Source organism: Roseateles sp. (genome assembly GCF_039929605.1).
Classification (GTDB): Bacteria; Pseudomonadota; Gammaproteobacteria; order Burkholderiales; family Burkholderiaceae_C; genus Pelomonas.
This window is the reverse complement of record NZ_JBDSQX010000160.1, coordinates 1-17541: the sequence shown is the minus strand read 5'-3', so window position 1 is coordinate 17541 and position 17541 is coordinate 1. Positions and strand designations below refer to the sequence as shown.

Sequence of the window (17541 nt, the reverse complement as noted above, 5' to 3'; positions counted from 1 at the left end):
CCGCTCCCAAGCCGGCCCGCCTGACGATGCGAGCGGCTCAATGCCGGGAGCATCGGCGTCCCCTCGGGGGACCGACTGGGCTTGCCCGCGTGCAGCAGGGCGAGACTGGGCGAGGGGCAGTTTCACCTCAGCCACGGAAACGGTACTGCTCCAACGACTCCGCCTTCATCGTGATCGAGAACCCAGGCGCCTCGGGCGGCATGTAGGCCGCGCCGCGCACAACGCAGGGGTCGACGAAGTGCTCGTGCAGATGGTCCACATACTCGATGACGCGGCCGTCGCGGGTGCCGGCGATGCAGAGGTAGTCGATCATGGACAGGTGCTGCACGTACTCGCACAGGCCCACGCCGCCGGCATGCGGGCAGACGGGCAGGCCGTGCTTGGCGGCCATCAGCATGACGGCCAGGATCTCGTTGACGCCGCCGAGCCGGCAGCTGTCGATCTGCACCACGTCGATGGCGCCGCGCATCATGAATTGCTTGAACAGGATGCGGTTCTGGCACATCTCGCCGGTGGCGACCTGCATGGGCAGGATGGCCTCGCGGATGGCGCGGTGGCCTTCCACGTCGTCGGGGCTGGTGGGCTCCTCGATGAACCAGGGCTTGGCGAAGGCCAGGTCCTTGAGCCAGTCGATGGCGACGGGCACGTCCCAGACCTGGTTGGCGTCGATCATCAGCTTGCGGTCCGGCCCCAGCACCTCGCGGGCGATGCGCAGGCGGCGGATGTCGTCCTCGCGGTCGCGGCCCACCTTGAGCTTGACGTGGTTGAAGCCGGCGTCCACGGCCTCTTGGCAGAGCCGGCGCAGCTTGTCGTCGGGGTAGCCCAGCCAGCCGGCGGACGTGGTGTAGCAGGGGTAGCCCTCGCGCTCCAACGTGGCCAGGCGCTCGGCCTTGCCCTCGGCGGCACGGGTCAGCAGTGCCAGCGCCTCGTCGGGCGTGATGCAGTCGGTGATGTAGCGGAAGTCGATGCAGCGCACCAGCTCGGCCGGGCTCATGTCGGCCACCAGCTTCCACACCGGTTTGCCCTCGGCCTTGGCCCACAGGTCCCACACCGCGTTGACGACGGCGCCGGTGGCGAGGTGGATGGCGCCCTTGTCCGGGCCGATCCAGCGCAGCTGGCTGTCCGACGTGACGTGGCGCCAGAAGCGGCCCATGTCGGCGGCGATCCAGTCCAGATCCAGGCCGACGACCAAGTGGCGCATGGCCTCAATGGCCTTGCAGCAGATGTCGTTGCCGCGGCCGATGGTGAAGGTCAGGCCGTGGCCTTCGAGGCCGGGCGTGTCGGTCTCCAGGATGACGTAGGCGGCGGAGTAGTCGGGGTCGGGGTTCATCGCGTCCGAGCCGTCGAGGTGCTGGGACGTGGGGAAGCGCACGTCCAGCGTGCGCAGGCCGGTGATCCGAGTCATGCGGCAACCGTCTTCTGCGTTTGAACACCGAGGCCTTCAATACCGAGGCGCATGGTCTGGCCGGGCTTGAGGTAGAGCGGCGGCTTCTGGCCCAGGCCCACGCCGGGCGGCGTGCCGGTGGAGATGACGTCGCCGGGCTGCAGGCTCATGAACTTGCTGAGGTAGCAGACGATCTGCGCGACGTTGAACACCATCGTGCGCGTGTTGCCGTTCTGGAAGCGGCGGCCGTCGACCTCCAGCCACAGGTTCAGCTCCTGCGGGTTGGGCACTTCGTCCGCAGTGACGAGCCACGGGCCGATGGGCCCGAAGGTGTCGCAGCCCTTGCCCTTGTCCCACTGCGTGCCGCGCTCCAGCTGCCATTCGCGCTCGGACACGTCGTTGACGACGCAGTAGCCGGCGACGTGCTTCATCGCGTCGGCTTCCTCGATGTAGCGGCCACCCTGGCCGATGACGACGCCCAGCTCCACTTCCCAGTCGGTCTTGACCGAGCCGCGCGGGATCTGCACGTCGTCGTCGGGGCCGCAGATGGCGCTGGTCCATTTGGCGAAGACGACGGGCTCGGTCGGCACGGGCAGGCCGGACTCGGCGGCGTGGTCGGCGTAGTTCAGGCCGATGCAGATGAACTTGCCGACGCGGCCGACGCAGGGGCCAAGGCGCGACACATCGAAGACGACGGGCAGGTCGTCGATGTCCAGCGAGCGCAGCTTGGCGAGGCCTTCTGGCGTCAGCGCGTCGCCGGCCACATCGCTCACGTGGTCGGAGAGGTCACGCACACAGCCTTGGTCGTCGAGCAGGCCGGGGCGTTCCTGGCCGGGTGGGCCGTAGCGGAGGAGTTTCATGGTCTTGGGTTCTCAGGTCGGAATTGAACTGGTGGTCAGTCGTAGAGGACGGCGGCGATCTTTGGATCGCGCAGGTTGGTCTTGTCGTACCAGAAGTAGCCGGTGTCGATGGCCTTGGGCAGGGCCTCGCCCTTGAGCGCCTTCACGGCGGCCTCGACGGTGCGGTAGCCGATGCCCACGGGGTTCTGCGTGATGGCGCCGGCCATCGCGCCGCTGGCGATGGCGTCTTTTTGCTGCTTGCCCGAGTCGAAGCCGACGACGACGACGCCTGTGCGCTTCATCTCGCGCACGGCGTTGACGATGCCGATGGCCGAGCCCTCGTTGGTGCCGAACAGCGCCTTCAGCTTGGGGTTGCCCTGCAGCATGGACTTGGCGACTTCGGTGGACTTGAGGTGATCGCCGCCGCCGTATTGCACGGTCACGACGTGTACTTTCGGGTGAGCCGCCTTCAGCCGGTTCACGAAGCCCTCGACGCGCTCGACGCCCGTGCGGCTGGTCTGGTCATGGCCCACCACGGCCACGTCGCCCTCGTCGCCGATGAGGGCCGCGAGCTTGTCGGCAGCGAGTGCGGCGGCGGCGCGGTTGTCCGTGGACGCTGTGGTTAGGGGAATGTCGCTGTCCACGCCCGAGTCGAAGGCGATGACGGGGATCTTGGCTGCCTTCGCCTTGCGCAGCAGCGGGATGACGGCCTTGCTGTCCAGCGCGGCGATGGCGATGGCCTGCGGCTTCTTGGCGAGGGCGCCGGCCAGCATGTCGATCTGCTTGTCCACCATGGCTTCGCTCTCCGGGCCTTCGAACGTCACGCGCACCTTGTAGTCCTTGCCCGCCTGCTCGGCGCCGGCCTTCACGGCCTGCCAGAACTGGTGCTGGAAGCCTTTGGAGATGAGGGGGATGTAGATGGTCTGCTGCGCCTGGGCCGTGGTGGCGGCCAGCAAGGCAGTGAGAAGTAGAAGGCGGCGTTTCATGTTGTCTCCGATTTCAGTTGTTCCATTGCCTGACTCACGGAGCAAGGCAAGAGAACACAGCCACAGAGGCACAGAGACACAGAGGAGGCGGGATGTAGGCCCCTCTGTGTCTCTGTGCCTCTGTGGCTTTGTTTGGTTTTCATTTCAGTCTTTGCCCCGACGCAGGATGTCCAGATACACCGCCAGCACGATGATGATGCCGGTCAGGGCGGTCTGCCATTCCTGGGGCACGTTGAGGATGCGCAGGCCGTTGGCCAGCACGCTCATGATGAAGGCGCCGATCAGCGTGCCGAGCACGGAGCCACGGCCGCCAACCAGCGAGGTGCCGCCGATGACAACGGCGGCGATGGCGTCCAGCTCGTAGCCCTGGCCGAGCGCAGGTTGCGCCGAGTTCAGCCGCGAGGCGATCAGCAAACCCGCAATGCCGCAGATGGCGCCGCCCACCGCGTAGACGGCGACCTTCCAGCGTTTGACCTGCAGACCCGACAGCCGCGCGGCCTCTTCGTTGCTGCCGAGCGCAAAGGCGTAGCGGCCGAATAGCGTCTGGCTCAGCAGCCAGCTTGCACCGAGCGCGACGGCGAACAGGATCAGCACGGAGTTGGGAATCGGCAGCGCGGGCAGCACGCTGGCCAGCAGTGAGTCCTGCGAGATGGCGTCGAAGCCTGGTGTGTCGAGGAAGTAGATGGGCTTGCTGCCCGAGATCACGAGGGCCAGGCCCTTGAGCAGCATCATCATGCCCAGCGTGGCGATGAAGGGCGGCACGCGCAGCTGCGCCACCAGCCAGCCAGACAGGCCGCCACACGCTGCGCCGCAGGCAATCGCGGCCAGGATGCCCAGCGGCAAAGGCAGGCCCCAATTCGTCAGCACCACGCCGGTGACGACGGCGCAGAAGGTCATCAGGCAGCCCACCGACAGGTCGATGCCGCCGCTGACGATGACCAGCGTGCAGGCGATGGCCAGCACGCCGTTGACGGCCGTGGCCTGCAGGATGCTGACGACGTTGTCGGTCTGCAGGAAGTTGTCGGACGCGATGCTGAACACGACGATCAGCGCGACCAGGCCGGCGAAGGCGAGCAGGCGCTGCAGGGCGGCGGGGGAGAAGGGGAGTCTTGTCATGCGGCTTCGGTCTCGCGGCGCGTGGCCAGCGCCATCAACGCTTCTTGGGTGGCATCGGCCACCGGCAGCTCACCGCTGATGCGGCCCTCGCACATGACGAGGATGCGGTGGGCGAGGCCCAGCAGTTCGGGCAGCTCGGAGGAGATGACGATGAGCGCCTTGCCGCTGGCTGCCAGCTCGCGCAGCAGGCGGTGGATCTCGCCCTTGGCGCCGACGTCGATGCCGCGTGTGGGCTCGTCGACGATGAGGATGTCGCAGTCGCGCAGCAGCCACTTGGCCAGCGCGATCTTTTGCTGGTTGCCGCCGGATAGGCGCGCCACCGTCTGGCCGAGCGACGGCGTCTTGATGCCCAGGCGCTGCACGAAGCCCTGCGCGGCGCTCTGGCCGGCGCGGCGGTTGATCTGGCCTAACGCGCCGGTGAAGCGGGCCAGGCTGGGCAGCAGCAGGTTGGCTTCCACGTCCAGCCCCGTCGCCAGGCCGAGGCCCTTGCGGTCTTCGGACAGGTAGGCGATGCCAAGGCGCACCGCATCGGCGGGGCTGCGGATGTCGGCCGCCTTGCCGTGCACGAGGATCTCGCCGCTGTCACGCCGGTCCGCGCCGAAGACAAGGCGGGCCAGCTCCGTGCGGCCGGCGCCCATCAGGCCGGCCAGGCCCAGGATCTCGCCACGGCGCAGCGTGAAGCTTGCGTCGCGCACGGCGCGGCCACGGCTCAGGCGGCGCGCTTCCAGCACGACGGGCGCGGCGCTCAGGTCCGGCGCGGCGTGCGCCGTCTGCTGCAGTTCGCGGCCCACCATCAGGTGGATGAGTTCGTCCATATCCGCGCGGGCCATCGCCAGCGTCGCGATGTGCTGGCCGTCGCGCAGCACGGTCACGCGGTCGGCGATGCGCGACAGCTCGTCCATCTTGTGCGAGATGTAGACGATGCCCACGCCATCGGCGCGCAACTGGCGCACGACGCGGAACAGCTCCTCCACCTCGGTCGGGTTCAGCGCGGCGGTGGGCTCGTCCATGATGAGGACGCGGGCGTTCAGCGACAGCGCCTTGGCAATCTCCACCATCTGCTGCTGGGCCACGCTCAGCGTGCCCACCGCACGGCGCGGGTCCAGCGCCAAGCCCAGGCGCTCGAAGATCAGCTGCGTGTCGGCAAGCTGGCGGGTGTGGTCCAGCAGCCATCCGGCGCGCCTGCGCTCGCGGCCGATGAAGACGTTGGCCGCTGCACTGAGGTCGGGCATCAGCTGCAGCTCCTGGTGGATGAGCGCGATGCCCAGGTTCTGCGCCTCGCGCGGGCTGGTCGGCCGCACGGGTTGACCATCCAGCAGCACCTCGCCGCCATCGGCTTGGTACACCCCGGCCAGGATCTTCATCAGCGTGGACTTGCCGGCGCCGTTTTCGCCCATCAGCGCATGCACTTCACCGGGCTTCACGTCGAAGGAGATGCCCTGCAGCACGGTCACGCCGGCGAAGGCCTTGGACAGGCCGCGGGCCTCGAGCAGGCTCACGATCAGATCGTCACGCCGCCGTCCACGGACACCGCCTGGCCCGTGATGAAGCGCGACACATCGCTGAGCAGGAAGACGACGAGCGGCGCGATGTCGTCCACCGTCGCTAGCCTGCCCATGGGCTGGCGGGCGATGAAGTCCTTTTCGGCCTGCACGGGGTCGGCCGCTGCAGCGATGCGGCCGCGCAGCGACGGTGTGTCCACCGTGCCCGGGCACAGCGCATTGCAGCGCAGGCCCTGCTTGACGAAATCCGCCGCGACCGACTTGGTCAGGCCGATGACGGCCGCCTTCGTCGTGCAGTAGGCAAAGCGGTTCGGGAAGCCCTTGATCGACGATGCCATGGAGGCCATGTTCAGCACCGACGCGCTGCTGCCTTCTCGCTCGGCCAGCGCCAGCATGCCGGGCAGGAAGGCGCGCAGCATGCGCAACATGCTCTTCACGTTGAGGTCCATGCTGAAGTCCCAGGCATCCTCATCGCAGTCCAGCACCGTGCCGTTGTGCACGAAGCCGGCGCAGTTGAACAGGCCGTGCAGCTGCGGCAACTCGGCGGCCAGCGCGTTGACGGCGGCCGTGTCGCGCACGTCCAGCCGCGCGATGCGCAAGCGGGCGCCGGGGCCGGCCTCACTCATCAGGCTTTCCAGGCCTTCAACCTGGATGTCGGTGGCGATGACCTCCGCGCCGGCGGTCAGACAGGCCAGCGCACTGGCCCGACCAATCCCTTGAGCGGCGGCGGTGATGAGGATGGTTTTGCCGGTCAGGCCGGTCGGCTGGGGTGATGTCAACGGTTCCACGCCGCCATCTTAAGTTGTTCGCTGAAATTGGCCTTACCGTAGAAACCCGATCGGGTGTTCATTCGGATGATTGGTCAGGCCGGTGCCAATCACAATCTCCGCATGATTGAACAACTCAAGGGCGCCGACAGCCGGCGCCTGTACCACCAGATTGCCGACCAACTGCGCGAGCTGATCCGCCAGGGCAGCTACAGCGTCGGCAGCCGCCTGCCGCCCGAGCGCGAGCTTGCCATCCAGCTCGGTGTGTCACGGCCCTCGGTGCGCGAGGCGCTGATTGCGCTTGAGATTGCCGGCTGCGTGGAGGTGCGCATGGGTGCGGGCATCTACGTGCGCGGCAGCGGCGATGCCGAGGCAACGACCGGCCTGGGCGAAAGCCCGCTGGAGCTGATGCAGGCGCGTGTCGTGCTGGAAGGCGGGCTCATGCCGCAGGCCTGCGCGCGGGCCACGCCGGCCGGGCTGGGGGCGGTGCGAGAGGCGCTGGACGCGATGCGCGAAGCCATGTTGGCAGGCCGGCCGGCGCTGGACCAGGACCGGCGCTTTCACCTCGCCATTGCCGCGCTTGCCGGCAACACGGTGCTGGAGCGGATGGTGGGCGAGCTGTTCAACGGCCGCTACAGCCCCATGTCACTCCAGCTCAGCGCGCTGGCCGACACCCATCAGAACTGGGGAGACGCGCTGCACGAGCATGAACGCATCCTGAGCACACTCGAAGCCCAGGACCCGCTGGCGGCGCAGGCGGCGATGCGGGTGCATCTGTTCAATGCGCAGGAGAGGTGGGCGGGGAATCGGTTGAAGGGGTAGGCGTCACCATCGCGCCGCGAAAAATGTGTTCGCCTTACGCACAGCCTCATACACAGCCTGTGCTGCTTCGTAGACGATCTCATGCTTTTCGTGCGGACGTGGAATTACGAAACTGGATATCTCCAGGGGCGCGAATGAGAAATTTTTAGGAAGCGAGAGTTTCCTTTTGGCCGTGCCGTCCGCAGCGTTGCACTGATCACAGATCACCGTCTGAGCAAACCGCGGAGCTTCTGGCCCCCACATTTCTACCGAGTGATCGTGGTGCCTGTGGAGTCCAGCCATCCAGTCTTGAAATCTTGCCGGCGAGTTTGGGAACCGCGTTGTCCATCGAAGTATCTGAAACTTGCTTCGCCGGCAACTTGGGCATGTCCAATGCTCGCCGACTTCAGTCCATAGACGATGGCAGTGCGCTCCCATGTATGCCTGAAACTCGGCGTCGGTAGGAACTCGGGCCACCAACGAGTGGCGCAAGGATGTGCCGGCTGAGGCAGGAGATTTCACGGCAACGCAATCGCCTCGATCATCGCCCGCACCTGCTCCCTCGCCCCACGCCCAGCCCCTGCCCGCGGCTGCAGCCTGTGCGAGATCGTCTGCGGCAGGATGGCCTGAATGTCGTCGGGCGACACGTAGTCCCGCCCCTGCAGCAACGCCCGCGCGCGGCCGGCGCGCAGCACAGCCAGGCCGGCGCGGGGCGACAGGCCTTCGACGAACCACTGGCCCGAGCGCGTTGCGGCGATCAGCGCCTGCAGATAGTCCAGCAGCGGCGGTGCGGCGTGGATCTGGCGCACGGCGGCCTGGGCCGCGATCAGGTCGGGTGTCGTCATGACGGGCTTCAGCGTGCGCAGCTGCTCGCGGCTGTCCTGGCCGGTCAGCAGCTCGCGCTCGGCGGCGGCGTCGGGGTAGCCCAGCGAGATGCACATGAGGAAGCGGTCCAGCTGCGACTCCGGCAGCGGGAAGGTGCCGAGCTGCTCGCTGGGGTTCTGCGTGGCGATGACGAAGAAGGGCTCGGGCAGCGGGTGGCTGATGCCCTCGATGCTGACCTGGTGCTCCTCCATCGCCTCCAGCAGCGCGCTCTGCGTCTTCGGGCCGGCGCGGTTGATCTCGTCGGCCAGCAGCACCTGCGCGAACACCGGGCCGGGGTGGAAGGCGAAGCCGTTCTTCTCACGCTCGTAGACGCTGACGCCGAGCAGGTCGCTGGGCAGCAGGTCGGCGGTGAACTGAAGGCGCGAGAACTTCAGGCCCAGCGAGATGGCCAGCGCGTGCGCCAGCGTCGTCTTGCCGACGCCGGGCAGGTCTTCGATGAGCAGGTGGCCGCCGGCAATCAGGCAGGCCAGCGAGTCGGCGATCTGGGCCGGCTTGCCCTTGATGACCGTGCTAATCTGGTTTTGCAGGGCCTGCAATTGCCCTGCCAGTGTTCGTGATGGCGTCGTCATGGACCGTGACCATATCAAGAGACAGACAGCCCTTCCATGTCCACCGCGTATTTCAGTCCCCCCGAGTGCCGCCGCCATGACATGGGCGAAGGCCACCCCGAATGCCCCGAGCGATTGGCCGCCATCGATGATTGGCTGATCGCCTCCGGCGTCGCCCCGGCGCTGGAACACTTCGATGCCCAGCCCGTCGACCTGGCGGATGTTGAACGAGCTCACACCCACGGTTATGTCGCCGAGATCGGCCGGCTGCTGCGCAACTGTGCCGAGAATGGCGAGCGCTGCGCGGTGGACCCCGACACCTCGGCCAACGCCCACACCTGGGCCGCCGTGCTGGCCGGTGCCGGCGCGGCCGTGCAGGCGACCGACCTCGTCATCGACGGCCGCGCCGACAACGCCTTCTGCGCCGTGCGCCCGCCCGGCCACCACGCCACGCGCGACCAGAGCATGGGCTTTTGCTTCTTCAACAACGTGGCCATCGCGGCGCGGCATGCGCTGGACGTGCGGGGGCTTGAGCGTGTGGCCATCGTCGACTTCGATGTGCACCACGGCAACGGCACCGAGGACATCATTGCCGGCGACGACCGCGTGCTGATGGTCAGCCTCTTCCAGCACCCGCTCTACCCGTACAGCGGCGCGGTGCCAAAGGGCACGAACATGGTCAACGTGCCGCTGCCGGCCTACACGCGCGGGCCCGAGGTGCGCGAGATGGTCGAGGCCATGTGGCTGCCGGCGCTGGAGCGCTTCAAGCCGCAGATGATCTTCATCTCCGCCGGCTTCGACGCTCATCGCGACGACGAGCTTGGCCAGATGGGCCTGGTGGAGGCCGACTACGAGTGGCTGACCGTCAAGCTCAAGGACGTGGCCGAGCGCCATGCCCAGGGCCGTATCGTGTCCGTGCTGGAGGGCGGCTACGAGCTGCGTGCGCTGTCGCGCAGCGTCGGGGTGCATCTGAGGGTGTTGGCGGATATCTAAACCTTGCGGGACAGACCGCCCGAGCGCAGCGAGTAGCTCTGTCCCCAACTGACTTAGAAAAACACAGCCACAGAGACACAGAGGCACAGAGAGATCACCACTTTCTCTGTGCCTCTGTGCCTCTGTGTCTCTGTGGCTGTGTGTGGAAGCTGCATCTTGGGTGGTGCTGCACGGCAAAACAACTGACATGAATTCAATGCATCAACCTCTGAGCCTGGCCGAACTGCAGGCCCTGCTGACGCGCGTCTTCAGCACCGACGCCATCGCCGAATGGGCGCTGCTGCTGGGCTGCCTCGCGCTCGCGGGCCTGCTGAGCTGGGCGCTGTCGCGCGCGGTGACCCGGCACGACAACAGTGTGCTGTTCGGCGAGCGTGTCATCGACGGCGCGTTGTTCCCCTTGCTCGCCCTGGCCTTCACCTTCGGCGCGCGCCGCCTGCTGCCGCTGTGGGGCCTGGCGCCGGCGCTCTTCAAGCTGGCGCTGCCGGTGCTGGTGTCGCTGGCCGTCATCCGCGTCATCGCGCGCGTGCTGACCGCAGCCTTCCCCAATTCGGAGCCCATCCGCTTGGTCGAGCGCATCGGCTCCTGGCTGATGTGGATCGGCGCCGTGCTGTGGATCACCGGCATGCTGCCCATCATCCTGGACGGGCTGGACGACATCAGCTGGAAGTTCGGCGCCGTCAAGATGACGTTGCGCAACCTCATCGAGGGCGGCCTCACGGCGTCGCTGGTGCTGGTGGCGGCGCTGTGGATCTCGGCGGCCATCGAGTCACGGCTGCTGCTGCGTGAGTCCATGGACTTGTCCATGCGCAAGATCGCCGCCAACTCCATCCGCGCGCTGCTGCTGTTCGTCGGCCTGCTGTTCGCGCTGTCGGCAGCGGGTATCGACCTGACGGCCTTGGGCGTGCTGGGCGGCGCCTTGGGCGTGGGCATCGGCTTCGGCCTGCAGAAGCTGGCGGCCAATTACGTGAGCGGCTTCGTCATCCTGGCCGAGCGGAGCTTGCGCATCGGCGACATGGTCAAGGTGGACGGATTCGAGGGTCGTGTGACCGACATCAAGACGCGCTACACGGTGATCCGCTCACTGGGCGGCAAAGAGGCCATCGTGCCCAACGAGATGCTGATCACGCAGCGGGTCGAGAACTCGTCGCTCGCCGACCCGCGCGTGCTGCTGTCCACCCTCGTGCAGGTGGACTACGACTGCCAGGTCGACAGCGTCATGCAGGAACTGACCGCCGCCCTCATCAAGGTGCCACGCGTGCTGAGCGACCCGGGCCCGTCGGTGCAGCTGACCCGCTTTGCCGACAGCGGCCTGGAGCTGACCGTGTACTTCTGGATCATGGACCCCGAGAACGGCAGCGGCGGCGTGAAGTCGGACGTGAACCTGGCGATCTGGCGCACGCTGAAGGGCTTGGGGGTTGATATTCCCTATCCGCAGCAGGTCCATCGACTGCCGAAAGGCGCGGCCGTGGCGCTTGGCACGGTGGAAAGTCCGCCGGCGCCTTGACCCCCTCGCAACTCGACTAGAAGTCCGCGTCCAGCACGACGCGGTAGCGCGCCTTGCCGCTGCGCAGGTGATCCAGCGCGTCGTTGACACGGCTCATCGGGAAGCGCTCCACCTGCGGCAGGATCTGGTGGCGCGCCGAGAACTCCAGCATCGTCGCCAGCACGGACGGCGGCGGTGTGGGCGAGGCCGACAGGCCCTTCTGCCAGCTCAGCAGGCCGCCGCTGCGGATGTTCATCGCGTCGGTCACGACGCCCACCAAGTGCATGCGGCCCTTGGGCGCCAGCGTGCCGATCAGTGCGTCCCAGTTCAGCGCGGCGCCGACGGTGATGAGCAGGAAATCCAGGCTGCCGGCCGCCGCCTTCAATTCGGCCTTGTCGACGCTGGACAAGGTCTTGTGAGCGCCGAGCGCCAAGGCCTCGTCGCGCTTGGAGGGCGACGATGTGAACGCCGTAACCTCGCAACCCCAGGCACGCGCGAACTTCACGGCCAGGTGGCCCAGGCCGCCGATGCCGACGACGCCGACGCGGTCGGTCGGCTTGATGGCGTGCAGCACGAAGGGCAGGAAGACCGTGCCGCCGCCGCACATCAGCGGGCCGGCGGCGGCGGGGTCGAGCGCGTCGGGCAGTGGGATGGCCCAGCTCCAGTGCGAGCGCAGCCGGTCTGCAAAGCCGCCGTGCCGGCCGATCAGCGTCGGCTGGCGTTTGCCGCACAGATGCTGCTCGCCGCCGATACAGAAGTTGCAGTGCGTGCAGCTGCCGGTGTGCCAGCCCACGCCGACGCGCTGGCCGAGTTGGCGGCCCTTGGCGCGTGGCCCCATCGCCGTGATGCGGCCGACGACCTCGTGGCCGGGCACGACGGGGTAGCTGGCCGGAAACCACTCGCTGTCGATCATCGCCAGGTCGGAGTGGCAGACGCCGCAGTGCTCGACGGTGATCTCGACGTCCTCCTCGCCCAGCGGGCCGGGGTCGAAGTCGAAGGGCTGCAACGGGCCGCCGGCGGTGTGGGCGGCAAAAGCGCGAATGTCAGCGCGGATGTTGGGCATGCGGGTCTCCTCTTGTGTTCGACCTGTGTTCGATCTATTGCAGCGGGTGGGTCTTGAAGAATTGCCAGATCGTGCCGGACGCATCAATCTCGGCGCGCGGCCAGATGTGGCCCATGCCGTCGACGCGCAAGAGCTGGACTTCCGCACCACGCTCGCAGCCACCGTATCGCAGGCTGGAGAGTGGCCCGGTGGGCTTGTCCTGCAACAGCTTGGGTTGGCAACGGTTGTGCGCGGCCCAGCCCGCCAGCGCTTCCGGCACGCTCTCCACCCATTCGGCGCCACGGTCGCCATGGCCTTCGTAGGGGTTGGTCGTATCGGCCAGGCCGTGCACGGTGATCACGGGCACGGCGCGGCCGGGGCAGGGGCCCGTCCACCGCAGCCCGCCGACCGGCCCGATGGACGCGATGCGGTGGTTCAGCCGGCAACCCAGCAGCGACGACATGCGCCCGCCACCGGAAAAGCCGGTGGCATGGACGCGCGCCAGGTCGATGCAGGTGCGGGCGGCGACGTGATCGATGACGTCGGACACGTACTGCACGTCGTCGGCGCGGGTGCTCGTCGCGGGAACATTCCAGCGCGAGTCCTCGGCCTGCAGCGTGGCGACCGCGAACCCCTCGCGCGCCGCCAGAGCCTCGAAGGCGGTCGTCTTGGCATGGCCTGCGGCGTTGCCACCGGTGCCGTGCAGGTCGAAGACCAGCGGCAGCCTCGTTCCGGCTGCGACAGACGGCGGCACGAACAGCCGGTAGCTGCGTTTGCGGCCGCCCGAGATCAGTTCGCGCAGCTCCCCGTTGACCGGGGTCACCGAACAGGCGCTGGCGGTTGACTGCGCGCTGGCTGGCAGCGGCGAAGCCCACAGCGTGAGCAGGACGACGGTGGCTGACAGCAGGCGCATCGGGCGGTCCGTCCTGTTGGCGGGTCGGGTTTCAGGCGACGTCATGCGCGTAGACGATGAAGCCCAGGTGCTGTGCGACCTTGTCATACAGCGCGCGGCCGGTGGCATTGGTGGTGTGTGTCTGCCAGTAGACACGCTTGACTCCGGCCTCGCGGGCGGCGGCGTAGACGGCCTCGATCAGCGCACGGCCGACGCCACGGCCGCGGGCCTCGGGCGTGGTGAACAGGTCCTGCAGATAGCAGGTCAGCTCGATGCGCGTGGTGCTGCGGTGGTAGAGGTAGTGCACGAGGCCGAGTAGCCGGCCACCTTCTTCCTCGGCGACGAGGGCGTGGACCGGTTCAGTCGCGTCGAAGAAGCGCGCCCAGGTCGCCTCGGTGACGGCGACCGGCAAGGCGGTCTCGCCGGCCCGGCCGTAGAAGGCGTTATAGCCGTCCCAGAGGGGTTGCCAGGCGGCGCGGTCGGTGGGCTGGATCGGTCGGACTTGGATCATGTCGGGTGGCCGTGATGGACCACCCGATTGTGGCGACCCGCGCCGTGTCGTTCCGTGTAGTTAGGCGGTGGCGACCGGGATGCTGATCGCCTTGCCCGACGCGATGCGCTGCTTCCACTCGGCCGGGCCGGTGATGTGGGCGCTGGTACCCGTGGCGTCGACCGCCACGGTGACGGGCATGTCGACCACGTCGAACTCGTAGATGGCTTCCATGCCCAGGTCTTCGAAGCCGACGACCTTGGCGCCCTTGATCGCCTTGCTGACGAGGTAGGCCGAGCCGCCCACCGCCATCAGGTAGGCGCTCTTGTGCTGCTTGATGGATTCGATGGCCACGGGGCCGCGTTCGGCCTTTCCGACCATGGCGATGAGGCCGGTCTTGGCCAACATCATGTCGGTGAACTTGTCCATGCGCGTGGCGGTGGTCGGGCCAGCGGGGCCAACGACTTCATCGCGCACCGGGTCCACGGGGCCGACGTAGTAGATGGCGCGGTTGGTGAAGTCCACCGGCAGCGGCTCACCCTTGGCCAACATGTCCTGGATGCGCTTGTGTGCGGCGTCGCGGCCGGTGAGCATCTTGCCGTTGAGCAGCAGCGTTTCGCCGGCCTTCCAGGTGGCCACCTCGGCCGGCGTCAGCGCGTTCAGGTCGACACGACGGCTCTTGTTGTAGTCGGGCGCCCACTTCACATCGGGCCACAGGTCCAGGCTGGGCGGCTCGAGGTAGGTCGGGCCGCTGCCGTCCAGCACGAAGTGCGCGTGGCGCGTGGCCGCGCAGTTAGGAATCATCGCGATGGGCTTGCTGGCGGCGTGGGTCGGGAAGGTCTTGATCTTGACGTCCAGCACGGTCGTCAGGCCACCCAGGCCCTGCGCGCCGATGCCTAAAGCGTTGACCTTCTCGTACAGCTCGACGCGCATCTCTTCGAGCTTGTTCTGCGGGCCGCGCTGCAGCAGCTCGTACATGTCGATGTCTTCCATCAACGCCTGCTTGGCCAGCAGCGCGGCCTTTTCGGCCGTGCCGCCAACGCCGATGCCCAGCATGCCGGGCGGGCACCAGCCGGCGCCCATGGTCGGCACGGTCTTCAGCACCCACTCGACGATGTCGTCGCTGGGGTTGAGCATGTAGACCTTGCTCTTGTTCTCGCTGCCGCCGCCCTTGGCCGCGACGATGACGTCGACCGTGTTGCCGGGAACGACTTCCATCTGCACGACGGCGGGCGTGTTGTCCTTGGTGTTCTTGCGCGCAAAGATGGGGTCGTCCAGCACCGACGCGCGCAGCTTGTTGTCGGGGTTGAGGTAGCCCTGGCGAACGCCTTCGTTGACGGCGTCCTCGATGCTGCCGCTGAAGCCCTCCCAGCGCACGTCCATGCCGATCTTCAGGAAGACGTTGACGATGCCCGTGTCCTGGCAGATCGGCCGGCGGCCTTCGGCGCACATGCGGCTGTTGGTGAGGATCTGCGCGATCGCGTCCTTGGCGGCGGGCGAGGCCTCGCTCTCGTAGGCGCGGGCCAGGTGGGCGATGTAGTCGGCCGGGTGGTAGTAGCTGATGTACTGCAGCGCAGCGCCGATGCTGTCGATGAGGTCTTGCTGGCGGATGGTGGTGGGCATGGCGGGGCGGGATGGAATGCGGGATGGAATGCGGCCGTCGGGAATTATCCGTGGGCCTACAGACATGGCGGGTTCTCCGCCTGACTATGCTGGTTGCCCACCCGTGAAAGCCGCCATGAACACCCGCATCGAACGCGATACCTTCGGCCCCATCGAGGTGCCGGCCGACAAGCTCTGGGGCGCGCAGACGCAGCGATCGCTGCAGAACTTCGACATCTCCGGCGAGCGCCAGGCGCCCGAGCTGATCCGGGCGCTGGCCAAGGTGAAGCGCGCGTCGGCCGTCGTCAACCAAGCGCTCGGCCTGCAGGACGCGACGAAGACCGAGGCCATCGTGGCTGCGGCCGACGAGGTCATCAGCGGCCTGCATGTGGACGAGTTCCCGCTCGTCGTGTGGCAGACGGGCTCCGGCACGCAGACCAACATGAACGTCAACGAGGTGCTCGCCAACCGCGCGAGTGAATTGTTGGGCGGCGAGCGTGGCGAGGGGCGGCTGGTGCACCCCAACGACGACGTGAACCGCAGCCAGAGCAGCAACGACGTGTTCCCGACTGCCATGCATGTGGCCGCCGTGCAGGCGCTGACGGAACGCCTGCTGCCGCCGCTGCGCGCACTGCGAGAGACGTTGCGGCAGAAGGCCGAGGCGTTTGATGACATCGTCAAGATCGGCCGCACGCATCTGCAGGACGCGACGCCGCTGACGCTGGGGCAGGAGATCTCCGGCTGGGTCGCGCAACTGGCGCACGGCGAGCGCCATGTGCTGGCGGCGCTGCCGCATCTGCATGAACTGGCGCTGGGCGGCACGGCGGTCGGCACGGGGCTGAACGCGCCCAAGGGCTATGCCGAGCAGGTGGCAGCGGAGCTGGCGCGGCTGACCGGCCACCCCTTCGTCACTGCGCCGAACAAGTTCGAGGCGATGGCTTCCTGCGACGCTCTCGTCCACGCCCACGGCGCGCTGAAGACGCTCGCGGCCAGCATGACCAAGATCGCCAACGACGTGCGCTGGCTGGCCAGCGGCCCGCGCAGCGGTATCGGCGAGATCAGCATCCCGGAGAACGAGCCGGGTTCCTCGATCATGCCGGGCAAAGTCAACCCGACGCAGAGCGAGGCGGTGACGATGCTGGCGGCGCAGGTGATGGGCAACGACGTGGCCATCAACATCGGCGGCGCGTCGGGCAACTTCGAGCTGAACGTGTTCCGGCCCATGGTCATCCACAACTTCCTGCAGAGCGTGCGCCTGCTGGCCGACGGCATGGCCAGCTTCGACAAGCATTGCGCCGTGGGCATCACGCCCAACGAGGCGCGCATCGGCGAGCTGGTGTCGCGGTCATTGATGCTGGTCACGGCGCTGAACCCCCACATCGGCTACGACAAGGCCGCGCAGATCGCCAAGAAGGCGCACAAGGACGGCAGCAGCCTGCGCGAAGCGGCGCTGGCGCTGGGCCATGTGACGGCCGAGGAGTTCGATGCGTGGGTGGTGCCGGGGCAGATGGTCGGGCGTTGAAGCCTTCAGTGCGCTTGATGCTTGTTGCCATGGGCCGGCGCGAGCAGCCGGTCGGTGTAGGCGATGGCGATGGCCGACAGCAGGAAGGCGAGGTGGATGATGGTCTGCCACATCAGCGTCTGCTCGCGGTAGTTGTCCGCGTTGATGAAGGTCTTCAGCAGGTGGATGGAGCTGATGCCGATGATGGCCGTGCCGAGCTTGACCTTCAGCACCGACGCGTTGACGTGACTGAGCCACTCGGGCTGGTCGGGGTGACCGTCCAGGTCCATGCGTGACACAAAGGTCTCGTAGCCACCGACGATGACCATGATCAGCAGGTTGGAGATCATGACCACGTCGATCAGCCCGAGCACGGCGAGCATGAGCAGCGTCTCGTTGAGGGCGCCGGGTACGGCGTCGTTCTTGTAGCCGACGCTCTTGACCAGCAGCTCCAGCGCATGCGCGTTGCCGAAGGCCGCCTCGATCAGGTGCACCAACTCCGTCCAGAACTGGAAGACATAGACGCCCTGCGCCAGGATCAGCCCGAGATACAGCGGTAGTTGCAGCCAGCGGCTGGCAAAAATTAGGCGGGGCAGGGGACGCAGCGGGGTGGTCATCGAATCCTTCAGGGGCAGCGGACAGCGGCCGGATTCTAGGAGGCTGTCGGGCTTTGGGTCGGGTGCGCGTTGGGCCTGCAAGGGGGCTCAGCC

Annotated in this window: 16 protein-coding genes; 4 read left to right on the top strand and 12 right to left on the bottom strand. The window is 67.4% G+C overall.

Features of this window, described 5'->3' with window-relative positions:
• Positions 1 to 127: 127 nt before the first annotated feature.
• The 6 genes from ABIS05_RS21935 to ABIS05_RS21910 form a co-directional block, all read right to left on the bottom strand.
• Positions 128 to 1405, bottom strand: coding sequence for an L-fuconate dehydratase (locus ABIS05_RS21935; RefSeq protein ID WP_348013958.1), 1278 nt, complete (start codon positions 1403 to 1405; stop codon positions 128 to 130).
• Positions 1402 to 2244 carry an ureidoglycolate lyase gene (locus ABIS05_RS21930; RefSeq protein WP_348013957.1) on the bottom strand — a complete coding sequence of 281 codons (843 nt, stop codon included), beginning with the start codon at positions 2242 to 2244 and terminating at the stop codon, positions 1402 to 1404. The genes ABIS05_RS21935 and ABIS05_RS21930 overlap by 4 nt, the downstream gene beginning before the upstream one ends.
• 35 nt (positions 2245 to 2279) lie before the next feature.
• The gene (locus tag ABIS05_RS21925) at positions 2280 to 3209 is read right to left on the bottom strand and encodes an ABC transporter substrate-binding protein (protein ID WP_348013956.1); all 930 of its coding nucleotides are present in this window, start codon (positions 3207 to 3209) and stop codon (positions 2280 to 2282) included.
• A 144-nt stretch (positions 3210 to 3353) separates the two neighbouring features.
• On the bottom strand, positions 3354 to 4325 hold the full coding sequence (locus ABIS05_RS21920) for an ABC transporter permease (protein WP_348013955.1): 972 nt from the start codon (positions 4323 to 4325) through the stop codon (positions 3354 to 3356).
• Complete coding sequence (locus ABIS05_RS21915; RefSeq protein WP_348013959.1) at positions 4322 to 5827, bottom strand: sugar ABC transporter ATP-binding protein; 1506 nt, start codon at positions 5825 to 5827, stop codon at positions 4322 to 4324. Before ABIS05_RS21915 ends, ABIS05_RS21920 begins: the two co-directional genes overlap by 4 nt.
• Positions 5827 to 6615, bottom strand: a complete 789-nt coding sequence (locus ABIS05_RS21910; protein ID WP_348013954.1) for an SDR family oxidoreductase — start codon at positions 6613 to 6615, stop codon at positions 5827 to 5829. Before ABIS05_RS21910 ends, ABIS05_RS21915 begins: the two co-directional genes overlap by 1 nt.
• 102 nt (positions 6616 to 6717) lie before the next feature.
• Here ABIS05_RS21910 and ABIS05_RS21905 point away from each other — a divergent pair, with 102 nt between their 5' ends.
• Positions 6718 to 7416: a FadR/GntR family transcriptional regulator gene (locus ABIS05_RS21905; RefSeq protein WP_348013953.1), complete on the top strand. Its 699-nt coding sequence runs from the start codon at positions 6718 to 6720 to the stop codon at positions 7414 to 7416.
• Positions 7417 to 7913: 497 nt separating this feature from the next.
• Here ABIS05_RS21905 and ABIS05_RS21900 read toward each other — a convergent pair whose 3' ends face one another.
• The gene (locus ABIS05_RS21900; RefSeq protein WP_348013952.1) at positions 7914 to 8849 is read right to left on the bottom strand and encodes a MoxR family ATPase; all 936 of its coding nucleotides are present in this window, start codon (positions 8847 to 8849) and stop codon (positions 7914 to 7916) included.
• Between the two features lie 36 nt (positions 8850 to 8885).
• Here ABIS05_RS21900 and ABIS05_RS21895 point away from each other — a divergent pair, with 36 nt between their 5' ends.
• Both ABIS05_RS21895 and ABIS05_RS21890 read left to right on the top strand, forming a co-directional pair.
• Positions 8886 to 9821, top strand: a complete 936-nt coding sequence (locus ABIS05_RS21895; RefSeq protein WP_348013951.1) for a histone deacetylase family protein — start codon at positions 8886 to 8888, stop codon at positions 9819 to 9821.
• Between the two features lie 196 nt (positions 9822 to 10017).
• Complete coding sequence (locus tag ABIS05_RS21890) at positions 10018 to 11325, top strand: mechanosensitive ion channel domain-containing protein (protein WP_348013950.1); 1308 nt, start codon at positions 10018 to 10020, stop codon at positions 11323 to 11325.
• A gap of 16 nt (positions 11326 to 11341) precedes the next feature.
• On the opposite strand, the gene ABIS05_RS21885 is transcribed toward ABIS05_RS21890, so the two are convergent.
• Genes ABIS05_RS21885 through ABIS05_RS21870 form a run of 4 tightly spaced genes read right to left on the bottom strand, consistent with a single transcriptional unit; the run spans position 11342 to position 15351 of the window.
• Positions 11342 to 12367, bottom strand: a complete 1026-nt coding sequence (locus ABIS05_RS21885; RefSeq protein WP_348013949.1) for an NAD(P)-dependent alcohol dehydrogenase — start codon at positions 12365 to 12367, stop codon at positions 11342 to 11344.
• A gap of 34 nt (positions 12368 to 12401) precedes the next feature.
• Complete coding sequence (locus ABIS05_RS21880; protein WP_348013948.1) at positions 12402 to 13259, bottom strand: PHB depolymerase family esterase; 858 nt, start codon at positions 13257 to 13259, stop codon at positions 12402 to 12404.
• A 31-nt stretch (positions 13260 to 13290) separates the two neighbouring features.
• Entirely contained in the window at positions 13291 to 13749 is a 459-nt protein-coding gene (locus tag ABIS05_RS21875; RefSeq protein WP_348013947.1) for a GNAT family N-acetyltransferase, read from the bottom strand.
• A gap of 60 nt (positions 13750 to 13809) precedes the next feature.
• Positions 13810 to 15351: a fumarate hydratase gene (locus tag ABIS05_RS21870; protein WP_348013946.1), complete on the bottom strand. Its 1542-nt coding sequence runs from the start codon at positions 15349 to 15351 to the stop codon at positions 13810 to 13812.
• A gap of 115 nt (positions 15352 to 15466) precedes the next feature.
• On the opposite strand from ABIS05_RS21870, the gene fumC reads away from it, so the two are divergent.
• Positions 15467 to 16852 (top strand): class II fumarate hydratase, encoded by a 1386-nt coding sequence (gene fumC / locus ABIS05_RS21865; RefSeq protein ID WP_348013945.1) that lies wholly within the window; start codon positions 15467 to 15469, stop codon positions 16850 to 16852.
• A 5-nt stretch (positions 16853 to 16857) separates the two neighbouring features.
• On the opposite strand, the gene ABIS05_RS21860 is transcribed toward fumC, so the two are convergent.
• On the bottom strand, positions 16858 to 17448 hold the full coding sequence (locus ABIS05_RS21860; protein WP_348013944.1) for a TIGR00645 family protein: 591 nt from the start codon (positions 17446 to 17448) through the stop codon (positions 16858 to 16860).
• Positions 17449 to 17541: the final 93 nt, after the last annotated feature.